Source organism: Amycolatopsis sp. NPDC102389, assembly GCF_044765885.1.
Taxonomy (GTDB): domain Bacteria; phylum Actinomycetota; class Actinomycetes; order Mycobacteriales; family Pseudonocardiaceae; genus Amycolatopsis.
Genome location: NZ_JBIWKX010000025.1, coordinates 46,228 through 61,584, shown reverse-complemented (window position 1 = coordinate 61,584; position 15,357 = coordinate 46,228). Strand labels below are relative to the sequence as shown.

The 15,357-nt window shown below is 69.3% G+C and carries 14 protein-coding genes; 6 read left to right on the top strand and 8 right to left on the bottom strand.

Annotated elements, in window-relative coordinates; all coding sequences use genetic code 11:
- Positions 1-5 precede the first annotated feature (5 nt).
- Positions 6-764 (bottom strand): glutaminyl-peptide cyclotransferase, encoded by a 759-nt coding sequence (locus ACIRGA_RS21825; RefSeq protein WP_400943684.1) that lies wholly within the window; start codon positions 762-764, stop codon positions 6-8.
- 49 nt (positions 765-813) lie between these two features.
- On the opposite strand from ACIRGA_RS21825, the gene ACIRGA_RS21820 reads away from it, so the two are divergent.
- Both ACIRGA_RS21820 and ACIRGA_RS21815 read left to right on the top strand, forming a co-directional pair.
- Entirely contained in the window at positions 814-1,764 is a 951-nt protein-coding gene (locus ACIRGA_RS21820; RefSeq protein WP_400943681.1) for a DUF3027 domain-containing protein, read from the top strand.
- Complete coding sequence (locus tag ACIRGA_RS21815; protein WP_400943678.1) at positions 1,754-4,561, top strand: sacsin N-terminal ATP-binding-like domain-containing protein; 2,808 nt, start codon at positions 1,754-1,756, stop codon at positions 4,559-4,561. Before ACIRGA_RS21820 ends, ACIRGA_RS21815 begins: the two co-directional genes overlap by 11 nt.
- Positions 4,562-4,654: 93 nt before the next feature.
- Here ACIRGA_RS21815 and ACIRGA_RS21810 read toward each other — a convergent pair whose 3' ends face one another.
- Entirely contained in the window at positions 4,655-4,882 is a 228-nt protein-coding gene (locus ACIRGA_RS21810) for a DUF2530 domain-containing protein (RefSeq protein ID WP_101610871.1), read from the bottom strand.
- 80 nt (positions 4,883-4,962) lie between these two features.
- Between ACIRGA_RS21810 and ACIRGA_RS21805 the strand changes: the two genes are divergently transcribed.
- The 4 genes from ACIRGA_RS21805 (at position 4,963) to ACIRGA_RS21790 (ending at position 8,720) form a co-directional block, all read left to right on the top strand.
- The gene (locus ACIRGA_RS21805; RefSeq protein ID WP_400943673.1) at positions 4,963-6,420 is read left to right on the top strand and encodes an NCS2 family permease; all 1,458 of its coding nucleotides are present in this window, start codon (positions 4,963-4,965) and stop codon (positions 6,418-6,420) included.
- Positions 6,421-6,487: 67 nt separating this feature from the next.
- Positions 6,488-6,919, top strand: a complete 432-nt coding sequence (locus tag ACIRGA_RS21800) for a MarR family winged helix-turn-helix transcriptional regulator (RefSeq protein ID WP_125683916.1) — start codon at positions 6,488-6,490, stop codon at positions 6,917-6,919.
- A 107-nt stretch (positions 6,920-7,026) separates the two neighbouring features.
- Entirely contained in the window at positions 7,027-8,286 is a 1,260-nt protein-coding gene (locus ACIRGA_RS21795; RefSeq protein ID WP_400943669.1) for an MFS transporter, read from the top strand.
- The gene (locus tag ACIRGA_RS21790) at positions 8,283-8,720 is read left to right on the top strand and encodes a hypothetical protein (RefSeq protein ID WP_400943666.1); all 438 of its coding nucleotides are present in this window, start codon (positions 8,283-8,285) and stop codon (positions 8,718-8,720) included. Before ACIRGA_RS21795 ends, ACIRGA_RS21790 begins: the two co-directional genes overlap by 4 nt.
- On the opposite strand, the gene ACIRGA_RS21785 is transcribed toward ACIRGA_RS21790, so the two are convergent.
- The 6 genes from ACIRGA_RS21785 to ACIRGA_RS21760 form a co-directional block, all read right to left on the bottom strand.
- Positions 8,717-9,733, bottom strand: a complete 1,017-nt coding sequence (locus tag ACIRGA_RS21785; protein WP_400943663.1) for a hypothetical protein — start codon at positions 9,731-9,733, stop codon at positions 8,717-8,719. The genes ACIRGA_RS21790 and ACIRGA_RS21785 overlap by 4 nt on opposite strands.
- Before the next feature lie 261 nt (positions 9,734-9,994).
- Positions 9,995-10,834 (bottom strand): SDR family NAD(P)-dependent oxidoreductase, encoded by an 840-nt coding sequence (locus tag ACIRGA_RS21780; RefSeq protein ID WP_400943660.1) that lies wholly within the window; start codon positions 10,832-10,834, stop codon positions 9,995-9,997.
- A gap of 210 nt (positions 10,835-11,044) precedes the next feature.
- Positions 11,045-11,794 (bottom strand): arylamine N-acetyltransferase, encoded by a 750-nt coding sequence (locus ACIRGA_RS21775; protein WP_400943657.1) that lies wholly within the window; start codon positions 11,792-11,794, stop codon positions 11,045-11,047.
- A 90-nt stretch (positions 11,795-11,884) separates the two neighbouring features.
- Positions 11,885-12,508: a superoxide dismutase gene (locus ACIRGA_RS21770; protein ID WP_016337537.1), complete on the bottom strand. Its 624-nt coding sequence runs from the start codon at positions 12,506-12,508 to the stop codon at positions 11,885-11,887.
- A 198-nt stretch (positions 12,509-12,706) separates the two neighbouring features.
- Positions 12,707-14,575 carry a serine hydrolase domain-containing protein gene (locus tag ACIRGA_RS21765; protein ID WP_400943653.1) on the bottom strand — a complete coding sequence of 623 codons (1,869 nt, stop codon included), beginning with the start codon at positions 14,573-14,575 and terminating at the stop codon, positions 12,707-12,709.
- Between the two features lie 96 nt (positions 14,576-14,671).
- Positions 14,672-15,340 carry a heme oxygenase (biliverdin-producing) gene (locus tag ACIRGA_RS21760; RefSeq protein ID WP_400943650.1) on the bottom strand — a complete coding sequence of 223 codons (669 nt, stop codon included), beginning with the start codon at positions 15,338-15,340 and terminating at the stop codon, positions 14,672-14,674.
- Between the last annotated feature and the right edge of the window lie 17 nt (positions 15,341-15,357).

Here is a 15,357-nt window from a genome sequence, read left to right as displayed (position 1 = left end):
GCTTTCTAGGCGGCCGGGACGAATTTCACGCGGAACATCCTTGGCCAGAGCTTGCCGGTGAGCACGAACTCGTCGGTCCCTGGCACCGCCGCGATGCCGTTGAGCACGTCGGCGGAGCTCCGTTCCTCGGGAGTGAGCAGCCCGGAAGCGTCGATTTCGCCGGTGACCCGCCCGGTCGCGGCGTCGATCCGCAGGATCCGGTCGGTCTGCCAGACGTTCGCGTACACGGAGCCGCCGACGCATTCCAGCTCGTTCAGCTGGTCACGCCCGACATCGACACCGCCCGTCGGCGCGAAGGACACGGGGTCGCGGAAGGTCAGCTTCGACGAGCCGTCGCTCATCACCAGCTGTCCGTCGCGGTGGCACAGGCCCCAGCCCTCGCCGGTGTACGTCACGCGCCTCAGCTCGGCCAGCGTCTTGGCGTCGCGTTCGATCGCCACGCCGTCCTGCCAGGTGATCTGCCAGGCCGTCGGCCCCAGCACGGTGATGCCCTCGCCGAACAGGCCGGGCAGTTCCTGCCGGACCGTCGGCGCCGCGCCCGCGGGCCCGGCCCGCATCGACGACTTCCCGACCAGACCGGTGCCCTCGTACAGCGTCTCCCCGGAGAACTCGAGGCCCTGGGTGAAGGCGCCCGGGTCGTGGGGCAGCCGCGACAGCACCTGCACCTTCAACTTCTCCGGCGGGGCCGCCTCGCTCACCGGCGCGGCGGCGCAGGCCCCGAGAACGGCGGCCAGCAGGAGCGACATGGTCATCAGCGTGCGCACGCGGACAGCCTGACACGGACCTTGATATCGCGTGCGGCAGAATGGGGGCATGACCCTGCTGTTGACCCTGGACGACGGCTCCATCCAGCGCAAACTCGCCGAGGCGGTCGATCTCGCCCGTGCGGCGGTGCTGGAGGACGCCGGTGCCGAACAGGTCGGCGCGCACGTCGGCGTGGACTCAGAGGACGCGGTTTCCGCGAGTCACCTGTTCGAGGCGACCGTGTCGGGTTATCGAGGCTGGCGCTGGTCGGTCACGGTCGCGCTGGCCGGCGAGGAAGAGCCGATCACGGTCAGCGAGGTCGTGCTGATCCCCGGCCCGGAAGCGCGCGTCGCCCCGGCGTGGGTGCCCTGGGACCGCCGCGTCCAGGCGGGTGACCTCGGCGTCGGCGACATCTTCCCGGTGGAGAAGGACGACCCGCGGCTCGTCCCGGCGTACCTGGAGTCCGACGACCCCGCGGTCGAGGCGGTCGCCAAGGAGACCGGGCTCGGCCGGGTCCACGTGCTGTCCCGGCACGGCAGGCTCGACGCCGCCGCCCGCTGGCACAGCGGCGAGTTCGGCCCGCGGTCGGACATGGCGCGCAGCGCGCCGGACGTCTGCGGGAGCTGTGGCTTCTTCGTGCCGCTCGCCGGGTCGCTCAGCGCGGCCTTCGGCGCCTGCACCAACGACATCTCCCCGGCGGACGGCCACGTGGTCGACGTCGAGTACGGCTGCGGCGCGCATTCCGAGATCGAGGTCGAGGTGACCTCGTCGGTGCCGGTGGCGGAACTGGTCTACGACGACTCGCTGATCGACTTCGAACCGGCTCCGGAGGCCCCTGCCGAGGCTCCGGAACCCGAGCCGGCCGAGACTGCGGAGGCTGCGGTCGTCGACGAGTCCGAGGCCCCGGTGGCCGAGGCGCCCGAGACCGCCGAGGTCCAGCCGGAGGTCGAGCCCGAGGCCGCCGTTGTGGACACCGCCGACGAAGCGCAGGTCGAAGCCGAAAGCGCCAGTGAGCACTGACCCGTTCGGCACCGAGCGGCTCCGCGCCGCCGTCCTGCGGGCGTGGGCCGATTCGCCGACACGGTTCACCGAGGACACGAACACCGAGAACGACCTGCGCGTCGGTGGTTACCGTGACCGGCTGTTCGTCGAGCTGGCACAGAACGCCGCGGACGCCGCCCTCGCCGCCGGTGCCCGCGGCAGGCTCCGGGTGTCCGTTGTGGACGGTGAGCTGAGGTTCGCCAACACCGGTGCGCCGCTGGACGCCCGCGGGGTCGAATCCCTTGCCTCCCTTCGTGCTTCCGGCAAGGGGGAGGAGACCGTCGGCCGGTTCGGGGTCGGATTCGCCGCCGTGCTCACGGTTTCCGCTGAGCCGAGGATCGTTTCGGTGAGCGGCGGGGTCGCGTTCTCCGCGGAACGCACGCGGGCCGAGGCCGATCGCACCGGCGACGTTCCCGTGCTGCGGCTGCCGTGGCCGGTCGCGGACGACGAGCCGCCCGCGCCCGAAGGTTTCACCACCGAGGTCCGGCTTCCGCTGCGTGACGGCGTCGAGGGTCAGGCTCTGCTGGCGGACCTGAAGAACGACATCGGCGATCTCCTGCTCACGTTGCCGTGGCTGGAAAGCATCGAGGTCGAAGGCGGTACCTGGCGCCGGTCCGAGCTCGGTGACGGCGTCGTCGAGCTCGCGTCGCCGGACGGTTCCGAGCACTGGCAGGTCCATCGCGGCGACGTCGTCTGGGCCGTCCCGCTGGACGGTTCCGGTTCGCCGCGGCCGCTCGGCGACGACGTCCTGCACGCGCCGACCCCCACCGACGACGAGCTTTCCCTGCCCGCCAGGTTGATCGCGACGCTCCCGATCGAGCCGTCCCGGCGCCGCGCGCTGCCGGGGCCGGAGCTGACCGCGGCGCTGAAGAACGCCGGGCGGGAGTACGTCGACCTCGTCCGTTCCTTGCCCGGCAAGGAACGCCTGGCGCTCGTGCCCGGCGCCGGTTTCCCGCGTTCCACTGTGGACGGAACGCTGCGGGAGGCCATTCTCGAAAATCTGGCCGGCTCGCCCTGGCTTCCCGCGCAAGCGGGTGACGACTTGCCGGGGCGTCAGGCGCGCGTCCTGTCGGTGGACGTGCCGGGGCTGGTTCCGCTGCTGTCCGATCTCGTACCCGGCTTGCTTTCACTGTCCGGTGTGGATCTTCGCTCGGTCGGCGCGCAGGCGCTTTCGCCCGCCGAAGCCATCGAGCTGCTGACCGGGGCGCAGCGCGAACCCTCGTGGTGGCGCTCGCTCTACGACGTGCTGCTCCCGGCGCTCGAAGCGCACGACCTCACCAAGGACGACCTCGGCGCGTTGCCGGTGCCGATGTCCGACGGCCGCACCTTGCCCGGCGTCCGCGACGCGATGCTCGTCGGCGGCTCGGCGGAACTGCTCGAACTGCTGTCCGATGTGGACATCATCGGGTTGCGGCTCGTGCACCCGGCGGCGGCGCATCCGTTGCTGGAACGCTTGGGTGCCAAGCACGCCGAGGCGGGCGACCTGCTCGAAGCCGACGCGCTGAGCGCCGCCGTCGAGCGCAGCGTCGAAGACGTCCGGTCCGGTTTGGACGGTATGGCGCTCGCGGGCGCGGTGCTCCGCCTGATCGCCGAGGTCGGTGACGAAGCCCCCGAATGGGCGGGTGCGCTGGCCTTGCCGAGCGAGGATGGCTGGCGGCGCGCGGACGAACTCGTCCTGCCCACGTCGCCGCTGGGCGACATCTTCGATCCCGAGGTGTTCGAAGAAGACGGTGCTTTGTCCGTGCTGGACGAGGAATTCGCCGAGGACTGGCCGACGGCCACGCTCGTCGCGGTCGGGGTGCTGGATTCCTTCGCGATCATCACCGACGACGAACCGCTTGAGCCCGAACACGGGTTGCCCGAGGAACACGAGTGGTGGGACTCCCGGGAGCGCCCGCCGTCGCGGGTGCTCGCCGTGCGCGACCTCGACCTCGTCGGCGACGACGCCTGGCCGGAGGCATTGCGCCTGCTCGCGGGGCGGCCCGAAACCTGGCGTGCCCTCACCGAACCCGGCGGGCACACCGGCTGGTGGCTCGCGCGGTACGCGCTGCTGGACGGGCACGCGCCGCTCGACTGGCGGATGCCGGAAGCGGCGGCGCTGGCGGGGCTCTACGACGTCGTCCCGGATTCGGGACTGAGCAAGGAGATCCTGCTCGCCGCCGGTGTCCGGACGGAGCTGGGAGCGGACGCCGAAGACGTCGAGGATCTCCTGGAGCGGCTGGGCGATCCCGAGCGCAAGGTGAGCCCTGGGCTCGCTTCGCGGGCGCACGCCGCCCTCGCGGAGTACACAGTGGACGTTCCGGTGCCGGATCGGGTGCGCGCCGCGGACGGCTCGGCCGTCGACGCTCGCGACGCCGTCGTGCTGGACGTGCCGTGGTTCGCCGCCGTGCTGGCGCCGGAGCGGATGGTCGTCTCGGCGAGCGGCGCCGCCGCGCTGGCGGAACTGCTGGACCTGCCGATGGCGAGCGGCCTCGACGCCAAGGTCACCGAAGACGGTGAGTACGTGCCGTGGACGGAGCTTTCCGCGCTCCGGCTGGCCGCCGAACAGCTCGGCGTCGAATTGCCCGACGGCGGCGTTCTGCTGCACGAGGCACTGACGGTGACCTTCGAGGACGCGGAACACGAGGTCGCCTGGTGGTCCGACGGCACGCTGCACGCCTCGGACACCCCCGAAGGCCTCGGCCGGGCCTTCGCCTGGGCCACGGACCGATGGGCCGACCGCCACGTCCTGACGGCCCTGCTCGAAGACCCCTCGCCCTCCGCGCTCCTCAACTGACGCGTTTAGTCCTCTGGATGCGGTCCTTGCACGCGCAAGTACCGCATCCAGAGGACGAAACGCGGGTGGGCCAGAGGCGCTGAACGCGGAGACTCAGAGGCGCTGGGCGCTCTTCGAGCCCCGGCGGGCGGCGGCGCGCTGCCAGGCGATGATCGCGAGACCGATGAAGCCGAGCACGAGGCCGGAGAACGCCGTCTGCACCCAGATGCCGTCGGTCACAAAGAACAGGACCACGGTCGCGACCGCCCAGAGCGAGGTACCTACGATCACGACCGGCGTCAGGTCGGTCAGCCGCTTCGGCAGCTCCGGCGTTGGCCGCAATGAACCGTTTACTTCCCCGGAATTGATCGATTCGCCCACGTGGGGAAGGGTACCCGGCAACGGCTGAAGGGTGATACGCGATGGCGGAGCAGCGCACCCGGTCCACACTGGACCGGTTCTTCAAGATCAGCGAGCGCGGCTCGACACCGGGGCGTGAGATCCGCGGCGGGATCGTCACCTTCTTCACGATGGCCTACATCGTGGTCCTGAACCCGCTGATCCTCGGCAGCTTCTCCGCCGAAGACGCGGGCGCGCACAAGGACGTCCTGGGCAACATCCTCCCCGTGCCGCAGGTCGCCGCGGTGACCGCGCTGGTCGCCGGGGTGCTGACCATCATCATGGGCCTGGTCGCGAACTATCCGTTCGCCATCGCCACCGGCCTCGGCATCAACAGCCTGATCGCGGTCACGTTCGCCTCCCAGATGACCTGGCCCGAGGCGATGGGCCTGGTGGTGATCGAGGGCCTGGTCATCGTCCTGCTCGTCTTCGCCGGTATCCGGACGGCGGTGTTCAACGCCGTGCCACCGCCGCTGAAATCCGCGATCGCGGTCGGCATCGGCCTGTTCATCTGCCTGATCGGCCTGGTCGACGCCGGCTTCGTCCGCCGCGTCCCGGACGACGCGAAGACGACCGTGCCGGTCGGGCTGGGCATCAACGGGTCGATCGCGTCGTGGCCGACGCTGGTGTTCGTCGTCGGCCTGCTGGTCACCGGCATCCTGGTGGCGAAGCGGGTCAAGGGCGCGATCCTGATCGGTGTCCTCGCGTCGACCGTGCTGGCGATCGTCGTCGAGGCGATCACCAAGGTCGGCCCGTCGAAGGGCGTCAACCCGCTGGGCTGGAACCTCGGCTACCCGGCGCTGCCGGATCAGGTCCTCGGCCTGCCGGATCTCTCGCTGGTCGGTGACATCTCCTTCGGCGCTTGGACGCGGCTGCCGATCATCACCGTCGTGCTGCTGGTGTTCACCCTGGTGCTGGCGGACTTCTTCGACACCATGGGCTCGATGACCGGCCTGGCGAAGGAGGGCGGCCTGCTCCCGCCGGACGGCAAGCTCCCGAACGTCGGCAAGGCGCTGTTCGTCGACGGTCTCGCCGGCGCGGCGGGCGGGCTCGCGTCTTCGAGCTCGAACACCGTGTACGTCGAGTCCGCGTCCGGTATCGCCGAGGGCGCCCGGACCGGGCTCGCGAACGTCGTCACCGGCGTGCTCTTCATCGCGGCCATGTTCCTGACCCCGCTGTATCAGGTCGTCCCGGTCGAGGCCGCCGCTCCGGCGCTGGTCGTCGTCGGCGCGCTGATGATGAGCCAGGTCAAGGAGATCGACTTCTCCGACTTCACCGTCGCGCTGCCCGCGTTCCTGACCATCGTGGTCATGCCGTTCACCTACTCGATCGCGAACGGCATCGGCGCCGGCTTCGTCAGCTACGTCGTCATCCGCGCGGTCACCGGCAAGGCCAAGGGCGTGCACCCGCTCATGTGGGGGATCGCCGTGATGTTCGTGGCCTACTTCGCGGTCGGGCCGATCCAGGCCGCGTTCAACTGACCAGCGGTTATGTCACCCGTGGGCGATCTCACGGGCCGTTGATCCGATCGTGAGGTATGCTAACTATATGTCCGGAGACACGCACGAGCGCTCACTGGCGAGCCGCTTGCGTCTCGCGGTGGTGCGGCTCAATCGACGGCTACGGGCCCAGCGAGCCGGTGACGGCATCTCGCTGACCCAGGTGTCCGCGTTGTCGACGTTGCACAAATGCGGTGCGCTGACCCCTGGCCAGCTCGCCGCGAAGGAAGGCGTCCAGCCGCCCTCGATGACGAGGGTGATCGCCGCGCTCGAGGAGATGGGTTACGTCGAGCGCAGGCCGCATCCGACGGACGGCCGCCAGGCCATCGTCGAACTGTCCGGCCGCGGCCGGGCCTACGTGATCGAGCAGATCACCGCGCGGGAGATCTGGCTGGACAAGCAATTGGCGGAGTTGAGCGCCGAAGAACGTGAAGTGCTCTCTCGCGCCTCCGAGATCATCGACAGGATGGCGGGGAACTAACAGCGGTGACGACCACGGGTAGCGAAACACAGTGTTCTTCCAAGACCGCCGCTATCCGGGAACCCGCTCCGCCGCCACCGCCCGCGCGGGAGAAGCCGCGCGGGAGCATGTTCTCCTCGTTGAAGGTCCGCAACTACCGGCTCTTCTTCACCGGCCAGGTCATCTCGAACATCGGCACCTGGATGCAGCGCATCGCGCAGGACTGGCTGGTGTTCACCCTCAGCGGCAACGACCCGATCGCGCTCGGCATCGCGGTCGCGCTGCAGTTCACGCCGACGCTGTTCCTCTCGCTGTGGGCGGGTGTGCTGGCCGACCGCGTCGACAAACGACGGCTGCTGATCGGTATCCAGATCGCCGTGCTGGCGCAGGCGGTGATCCTCGGGGCCCTGGATCTGAGTGGGATCGCGGCGCTCTGGCACGTGTACCTCCTCTGCTTCACGCTGGGTGTGACGGCGTCGCTGGAAGTGCCCGCGCGGCAGTCGTTCGTCGCCGAGATGGTCGGCAGGGACAAGGTCACCAACGCCGTCGCGCTCAACTCTTCGATCTTCAACATGGCCCGGATCGTCGGCCCGGCCATCGCGGGTTTCGCGATCACCTGGGTCGGTACCGGCTGGCTGTTCATGGCGAACGCGGTGAGCACGGGTGCCGTCATCACCGCGCTGGTGCTGATGAACCCGGACAAGCTCTTCCGCGGTCCGGCCATCCCGCGCGAGAAGGGGCAGCTCGTCGAGGGGCTGCGGTACGTCCGGCGGCGCAGCGACCTGATGACCGTGATGGTGCTGGTGTTCTTCGTGAGCACGTTCGGCATCACGTACTTCACGTCGCTGCCGATCGTGGCCGCGAACGTCTTCCACACCAACGCCGACGGCTACGGCCTGCTGTCGACGCTGGTCGCCGTCGGCACCTTCACCGGCGCGCTGATGTCGGCCCGCCGCAACACCCGCGGTGGTCCGCGCGTGCGGCTGCTGCTGATCTCGGCGTTCCTGCTCGGCGCGTTCGAGATGATCACCGCGTTCATGCCGACGTACCTGACCTTCGGCCTCGCGCTGATCCCGCTCGGCTTCGCCACGATCACCTTCCTGAACACGGCGAACGCGCTCGTGCAGACCGCCGTCAGCCCGGAGATGCGCGGCCGGGTGATGGGCCTGTACGTGCTGGTGCTGATCGGCGGCAACCCCATCGGCGGCCCGATGACCGGCTGGATGGCCGACGCCTTCGGCGGCCGCTCGCCGTTCTACATCGGCGGCGCGATCTCGGCGCTCGCCGCGGTAGTCTGCGCTGTCGTGCTGATCCGGCGTGGCGGCGTGAGCCTGCCGGTGCGGCGGTTCGGGAACGGGCTGCGCGTGTTGAAGCGGGAGCGGGTGTGAACAGACTCGGCGTCGAACCGTCGGTGACCCGGTGGAACGACGGCGAGGCCCGGTTCCTCGACTGGACGATCGACGGCGTCGCGTTGCGTTCGATGGTTCCCGTGCAGCAGATGACGCCGCTGTTCCTGGACGACGACAGATGGCGCGAGTCGGCGGTCGAGACGCTTTCGCGGTTGCTCGGCCACCTGCCCGGCCATTTCGACGACGGCCGGGTCGCGCTGCTCTTCTGCCCGTTGTGCGGCGATCTCGGCTGCGGCGGATACAGCGTCGAGGTCGTCCGCGGTGACGACGTGGTCGAGTGGCGGGCCTTCGGCTGGCAGTACGACTACGAGCCGTTCGACCCCGATCAGGAGTTCTCGTTCACCGGCGCCCGTTTCGAACGGAAAGCGTACGAGACCCTGCTCGGCGATCTCCTGTCGAACTACCGGGCCTAACGGCCGAGCAGCGGCGGCACCATCTTCTCGGCGAGCGCAGGGAGATCGCCGGTGCCCTTGAACTTCAGCGTCTCTCCGGCCGGATCGCCGGTGAGCTGCACGACGACGCCTCGTTCGTCGACCTGGGCCGGCAGCCCGGCGATGGTCGTGGTCGGGACGACGGCCGAGGACAGCGCGCTGTAGTCCGCGGTCACGCCGTTCAGCTCGCACGCGGCGAAGAAGTTCGGCTTCGCGTTGTCGGCGGGCACGCCGAGCGCGCGGCCGAGTTCTCCGCACAGCAGCCACGAGATCACCGGGAGCGGCCGGTCCTTGATCGGGCCCGGTTCGGTCTTCTCCAGCGGGATCTCGCCGTCCTGGCCGATTTTCGGCAACTTCGGCCCGGGCGGCATCGCGGCCGCGATCAGCGCCTCGGCGAGCGCCCTCGCCTTCTTTTCGGTTTCGGGAGGCCTGACGGTCCTGCCGCGGAGGGAGACGTGCAGCACCGGCGAGGCGCCGTTGTGCGGCGCGACCTCGACGAGTTCGACGCTCAGGCTGGTGCCGTCCTCGTTCGTGGCGATGACCGCGAGCTTGCCGGCGACCGTGGTCTTCGTGGGCAGGCCCCGGCTCGTGTCCTCGGGCAGCGCTGAAGCCATCTGCACGCTGACGTCGAGTTTGGTGGTGACCGCGTGGCAGGCGGTTCCCGCTTCCCGGAGCGTGGGGCCGTCGAGGATCTCCTCCCAGCGCTGCTCCGGGATCGCCTGGCACAGCACCTGCGCGGCGGTCTCGTCCGTCAGCGCGGCCACCATCTCGCCCGTCGGCATCAGGACCGGGCGAAGCGCCAGCCCGGGCTTGGACGGCCAGACCGCGGGCAGTTCGGCCTCGGGCTCTTCGCTGCTTTCGTTCAGCACGGTGACGGCGACGACGATCCCCACACCGAACAGCAGGAGGACACTGACCAGCGCACAGCCCGCCCAGATCCACATCGGACGGTCGGTCTTGCGCGCGATGGCGCGGTAGTCGTTCGGGGTGGTCACGGGGAGAAGCTAGCCCGTCGGAGGCCCGCTGTCCGGCGAAACGCCAACCCGATGGAGGGTGGATGCGGAGGTGGGTCTTCGAGGAACGGCGGGCTGGGTGATGCGACACCCAGACACGCGAGTTACGTCCCCAAGCACGCGAGTCACGACTTCGCGACCGGCCGCCGAGGTCACAGCCGCCCCCTGTCACCAGGGAGCTCATTGCCACACCGGGGCGATCGACACCGACTGGCGTCCCTTGTGGACAGTCGAGACCGCCGCTCACCTCCACCTGGCCGAGGGAGGCGGCTCCAGCGCCTCCCGCAGATCGCCACCGACGGCGTCCGCGATGTTTTCGACCGACCAGGCGTCCCGTTCGAGGACCGGGTCCTTGATCGCGGTTTGCCGCAGCACGCACAGGATGTCGCCGCGGAACCGGAGGATCTGTCCGGTGATCCCCGCCGAGAGGTCGCTGAGCAGGTACGTCACCAGCGGGGCCACCCGTTCCGGGGTGTGCTCCGGGGTCTGGACGACGCTCGGGTCGTTCCGGGCCATCCGCGTCCAGGCCACCGGCGCGACGGCGTTGACCCGGATGCCGTATTCGGCCAGGTCGGCCGCCCACGAGGCGGTCATCGAGGCGACGGCGCCTTTCGAGGCCGAGTAGGCGGCCGCGCGCCGCTGGCCGATCATCGAGCCGGAGCCGACGTTCACGATCACGCCGCCGCGCTGGTCGCGCAGCACTTTCGCCGCCGCTGTCCCGCAGAACAGCGGGCCGAGCACGTTGACCTCGACCACTTCGCGCATCCGCGCCGGGTCGTCCGCCCACGGGTCGGCCCGGTAGTTGACGCCGGCGTTGTTGACCAGGCCGTCGAGCCTTCCGAACTCGGCGACGCACCGGTCGATCAGACCGGCGGCCAGCTCTGCGTCGGCGACCGAGCCGTCATGGGATACGGCACACCCGCCCAGTGCGCGGATCTCCTTCGCGACCTCGGCCGCGAGTCCCGCTTCGACGTCGTTCACCACGACCGCCGCGCCGTGCGAGGCCGCGTGGTGCGCGAAAGCCCTGCCCAGGCCCTGTCCGGAGCCGGTGATCACCACGGCCTTGCCGCTGAGAAGTGTCATGGGACAAGTCACTCATAAGGGTGAGATCGGGGTCTCTCGGCTGTACCCCTTGCCGGGGAAGATGAGGTTAGGCTAACCTCATGCATGTCCGCTTCGTGGTGGGAGCGGCAGTCAGTTCGGGAACGGACGAAGCCCCGCAACCGGGTCACCCCCGGAGGCGGGGCTTCGTTCATTCCGGAGGGTTCATGGTCGAGGACCACGCCGATCCGGTCAAGGCACCCGGTCGAGTTCGATCCCGAACTCCTTCCGATAGGCGTCCAGGATCTCCTGGTCACTCGAAAGCCTGGTCTCCTCGCGGACACCGTGGGTCGTGACGATCAGCTTGTCACCCGCCAGGGTGACCCGGCCGTGGGCGCGCGGCAATGAGCAGGTCGGCCCCCGCGTGAAATGCGAGTCCGGTGAGGTCGCCTGCCAGAACGCCGTCGGGACGAACTCGTCCAGCGCCCGCGGCCGCCGCTCGATCCGGTACTGGGGCTTGCCGTCCTGGAGGACGTCGATGTCGCCGTACGGCGCGTCGAGCACCAGGAACTCGCCGTCCGGATCGGCCTGCGCCTCGGTGGCGGACAGCCGCAGCGGGAACCGGCTTAGCCTGCCGAAGCCGACGTCGGCCAGCCACGGCTCCTCCAGTTCGACGCGGACGACGGCGTGGTCGAACGGCGGCCCGAGGGTGCCGTCCTGCCGGAAGACCTTCGCCGCCTGCAGGGTGACGTCGAAGCCCAGTTCCCCCAGCAAGGCGGCGAAGAGACCGTTCAGCTCGTAACAGAAGCCGCCACGGCGCCGCCGCACGATCTTGTCGAACAGTGCCTCGGTGGTCAGGACGATCGGTTCGCCGAGGTGGATGCTCAGATTCTCGAACGGCACCATCGCGAGATGGCGCTCCTGGAGCGTCCGCAACGCGGTGACGTCCGCGGCGGCGGGGCGGTCGAGCCCGAGTCGATCGAGGTATGCGACGACGTCCATCCGTCCAGCCTGACACCTCGACTTCGCTGGAGGTCAAGAACGAAGAACGGGGCCCTCCCGGAAGGGAGAGCCCCGTTTCGTGGCGAGAAGTCAGCCGAGCAGCAGGCCGTTGCCACCGGCGACGGCATTGTCGAACCGCTTGGAGATCTCGGCCCAGTTGAAGATGTTCCAGAGCGCCTTGACGTAGTCCGGCTTCACGTTCTTGTAGTCCAGGTAGAACGCGTGCTCCCAGACGTCGACCAGCAGGATCGGCGTGGTCGGGAGGACCAGGTTGTTGTGGTGGTCGCGCAGCTGCTGGGTGATCAGCGTCTTGCCGATCGGGTCCCAGGAGAGCGCGGCCCAGCCGTTGCCCTGGATCGTGGTGGCGACCGCGGTGAACTGCGCCTTGAACTTGTCGAAGGAGCCGAACGCCTCGTCGATCGCGGAGGCCAGCTCGCCGGTGGGCTTGTCGCCGCCTTCCGGGGAGAGGATCTTCCACCACACGACGTGGTTGGCGTGCCCGGCGAGGTGGAACGCCAGCGTGGTCTGCAGGCCGACGATGTCGCCGAAGTTGCCGGCCTCGCGGGCCTCGGCGATCTTGTCGAGCGTGTCGTTCGCGCCCTTGACGTAGGTCGCGTGGTGCTTGCTGTGGTGCAGCTCGTTGATCTCGCCAGAGATGTGCGGCGCCAGAGCGCTGTAGTCATAGTCGAGATCGGGGAGCACGTAGCGGGCCATCGGCCCTCCTTCTGTCTTCGACACAAGTTTCCAAGGACGAACTTAGTCGTCTTCACCCGTTTGCGGCGACCGGGGGCGCCGCGTTTCTCCCCAGGTGGAACGACCCGTTCGTAGCGGCTGTACCCGGTAGGGCCACCGCCTGAAACCCACCCTGCTAGCTCCAGTTAGCTGGAGGTCAAGGCGATGTGACGGCGGTCATCAAGCCAGATAGGGCAACCCGACCAGGTGATAGGAGGCGAGCACCCCGAGGAACGCCACCAGGGCTACGGAAACCACCGTGTAGGTGATCCTGGCGGGGGTGTTCCACCAGCCGCGGACCCAGGCGAGCACCGCGCACACGACGGCGACGCCGGTCAGGAGCAGGACCGCGTTCGGCAGGAGCAAGGTGACGCTCAGCAACGCCGAATGCCCGGACGTCAGTGCCACGGCGGCGGCGCTCAGATCGCTCATGAGCAGGGCGAATCCGCCGGTGAACAGCAGGACGGCCAGTGCCGCGGACCAGGCGGCGGCGGTCGCGAACCGGGCGCCCGAGGGGTTCCGCTCCCGGCCGCGCCGGACGATCGCGCGGATCGGCCACCACACCAGCGCACCCAGCAGGAGCAGTAGTGCGATACCCAGGATCAGCAGGTGCGTGGACGCCGATTCGAGCCACGACATGCGTTCGTAGGAGGAGTTCGGGTCGTCGCCCGCGAAGAGCAGCATCTCGTCACCCGACTCGCGGAACGCGATCCGCTCGCCCGCCGCGTCGGTGAACAGCCCCGGCTCCGTCTGCGTCCACCGACGGGTCCCCTCGCCGAGGCCGGACGTCGTCAGCGCGCCGTCGCCGTCCGCGGTCACCGTGACGCCGCCCGCGAGCGCACGGACCTTCGTGAAGCTGTCGTAGTCCAGCCGGGTGTTGTTGTAACTGCCTTCAAACCGCGAGACGTCCCCCGGCAGTGTGGCGGGCGCGGGAACGGGCGTGGCGGGCTGTAGCCGGTCAAGGAACGCTTTCAGCACCTCGGCGGTCACCGCGGCGGCGTCGCCGGAGAACGCGCCGCCGTTGAACGCCAGGTACACGCCGGTGTTCTTCTCGGGGATCACTTCCAGCACGCTGAAGAAACCCGGTGAATCGCCGGTCTTCTCCACCAGGCGCAAGCCGTTCAGGTACCGCTCGGAGAAGCCGAAACCCATCGCGGGCAGTCGTGGGTCGTTGCGGAAGCGCGCACCGTGCAGCTGGTCGAGCAAGGGGCGGCTGAACACGCCGGGGACGAGGTTCGCGGACAGGTAGCGGCCCATGTCGGCCGGAGTGGCGACGTTCCCGTCACCGGCGGGCGGCTCAGGGCCGAAGTTCGCGGGCGGGACTACCTGCGCGGAACCGTCCCACCGGTAGCCGGTCGCCAGCGGGACATCGGGAGTCGGCTGCGCGACGCTGCTGTCCTTCATTCCCAACGGTTCGAAGATGTGCTGCTGCACGTAGTCCGCATAGGACTGTCCCGACGCGAGTTCCACGAGATGCCCGGCCAGCGCGTAGCCGTAGTTCGAGTACAGGGCGATTTCGCCGGGCGGCCGGACGCGGGTGGGCATCTCGTTCGCGAGGTGCTCGGCGAGCGTCGGCAGCTTTTCTTCCCGGGGCGTGAACATCCGGTACACGTGGTCTTCGAAACCCGCGGTGTGGGTCAGCAGGGAGAACAGCGTGACCGGACGGCCGGGGAAGGTTTCGGGGATCTTGAACGATTTCAGGTAAGTGTTGACGTCGGCGTCCAGCGCCAGCTTGCCCTGTTCGACGAGCTGCATCGCGGCGGTCGCGGCGATCGACTTGCCGACGGAGTTGATCAGGAACCCGGTGCGTTCGGGATCCACTTCCGCTTGGGTGTCCACAGAGGACACTCCGTAACCCGCGGAGAACACCGTCTTGCCGCCTTCGACGACCACCACGGCGGCGCCGGGGATGTGATGCTCGGCAAGGCTTCGCGGGAGGATTTCGTCGAAGACGCCGGCGGCGGGGCCGGGTGTCGCCGCTTGGGCGGCGGGGGCACTCAGGACCGTCGCGACGGTCAGCAGGGCGGCGGTGGCCGCGATCCGGAACATACCTCGAAAGTTAGGGATTTCCCCGGGGAGAAGGGATCCGGCGGGCCGCCGACCGCGAGGTGGGGACTGCCCTACCCCGCGGTCGGTTCGCCTGGGTCAAGCGGCCCGGTAAGCGTCCAGCTCGGCCGCCAGCTCGTCGAACACCGCGATGTTGCACTCGAAGGCCACGATCGCTTCCTCGATCAGCCGCGCCCGCTCGTCCTCGGTCCACGGCGCCGAGTTCAGCTGCTCGCGGTAGTTGTCCCGGAACTTGGGCGCGCTGCCCAGCTGATCGAAGTGGTAGAACAGCGAACCCTCTTCGCGCACGTCGTACTTGCGCTCCAGCAGCCGCCGGATGACCTGACCGCCGGCGATGTCGCCGAGGTAGCGCGTGTAGTGGTGGGCGACGAACCCACCGGACCAGTCCGAAGCCTCGGCCACGCGCCGCGCGTAGCGCTCCGTCGAGGGCAGCGGGCGGACGGTCTCGCGCCAGTCCGGGCCGACGAGGTGTTCGAGATCGCGTTCGAGGCTCGGCAGCCGCCGCAGCTCCTCGAAGACGAACTTGCCCGCCACCGGATCGTTCGCCAGCTTGTCGGCGGCCTGCTCGATGGCCTGGTAGATGAAGTAGTACTGGATCGCCAGCCGGGTGTACCCCTCGAGCGAGAGTTCGCCGCCGAGCAGCGCGTTCATGTACTCCGAGTGGTTGGCCCGCTCGTGGGCGGGCAAGGTGGAGGCGCGCAGGGTCGCGGAGAACGGCCCGGATTCGACGTCGGTGGTCACCGGCATGGACAGAGCCTCCAAGC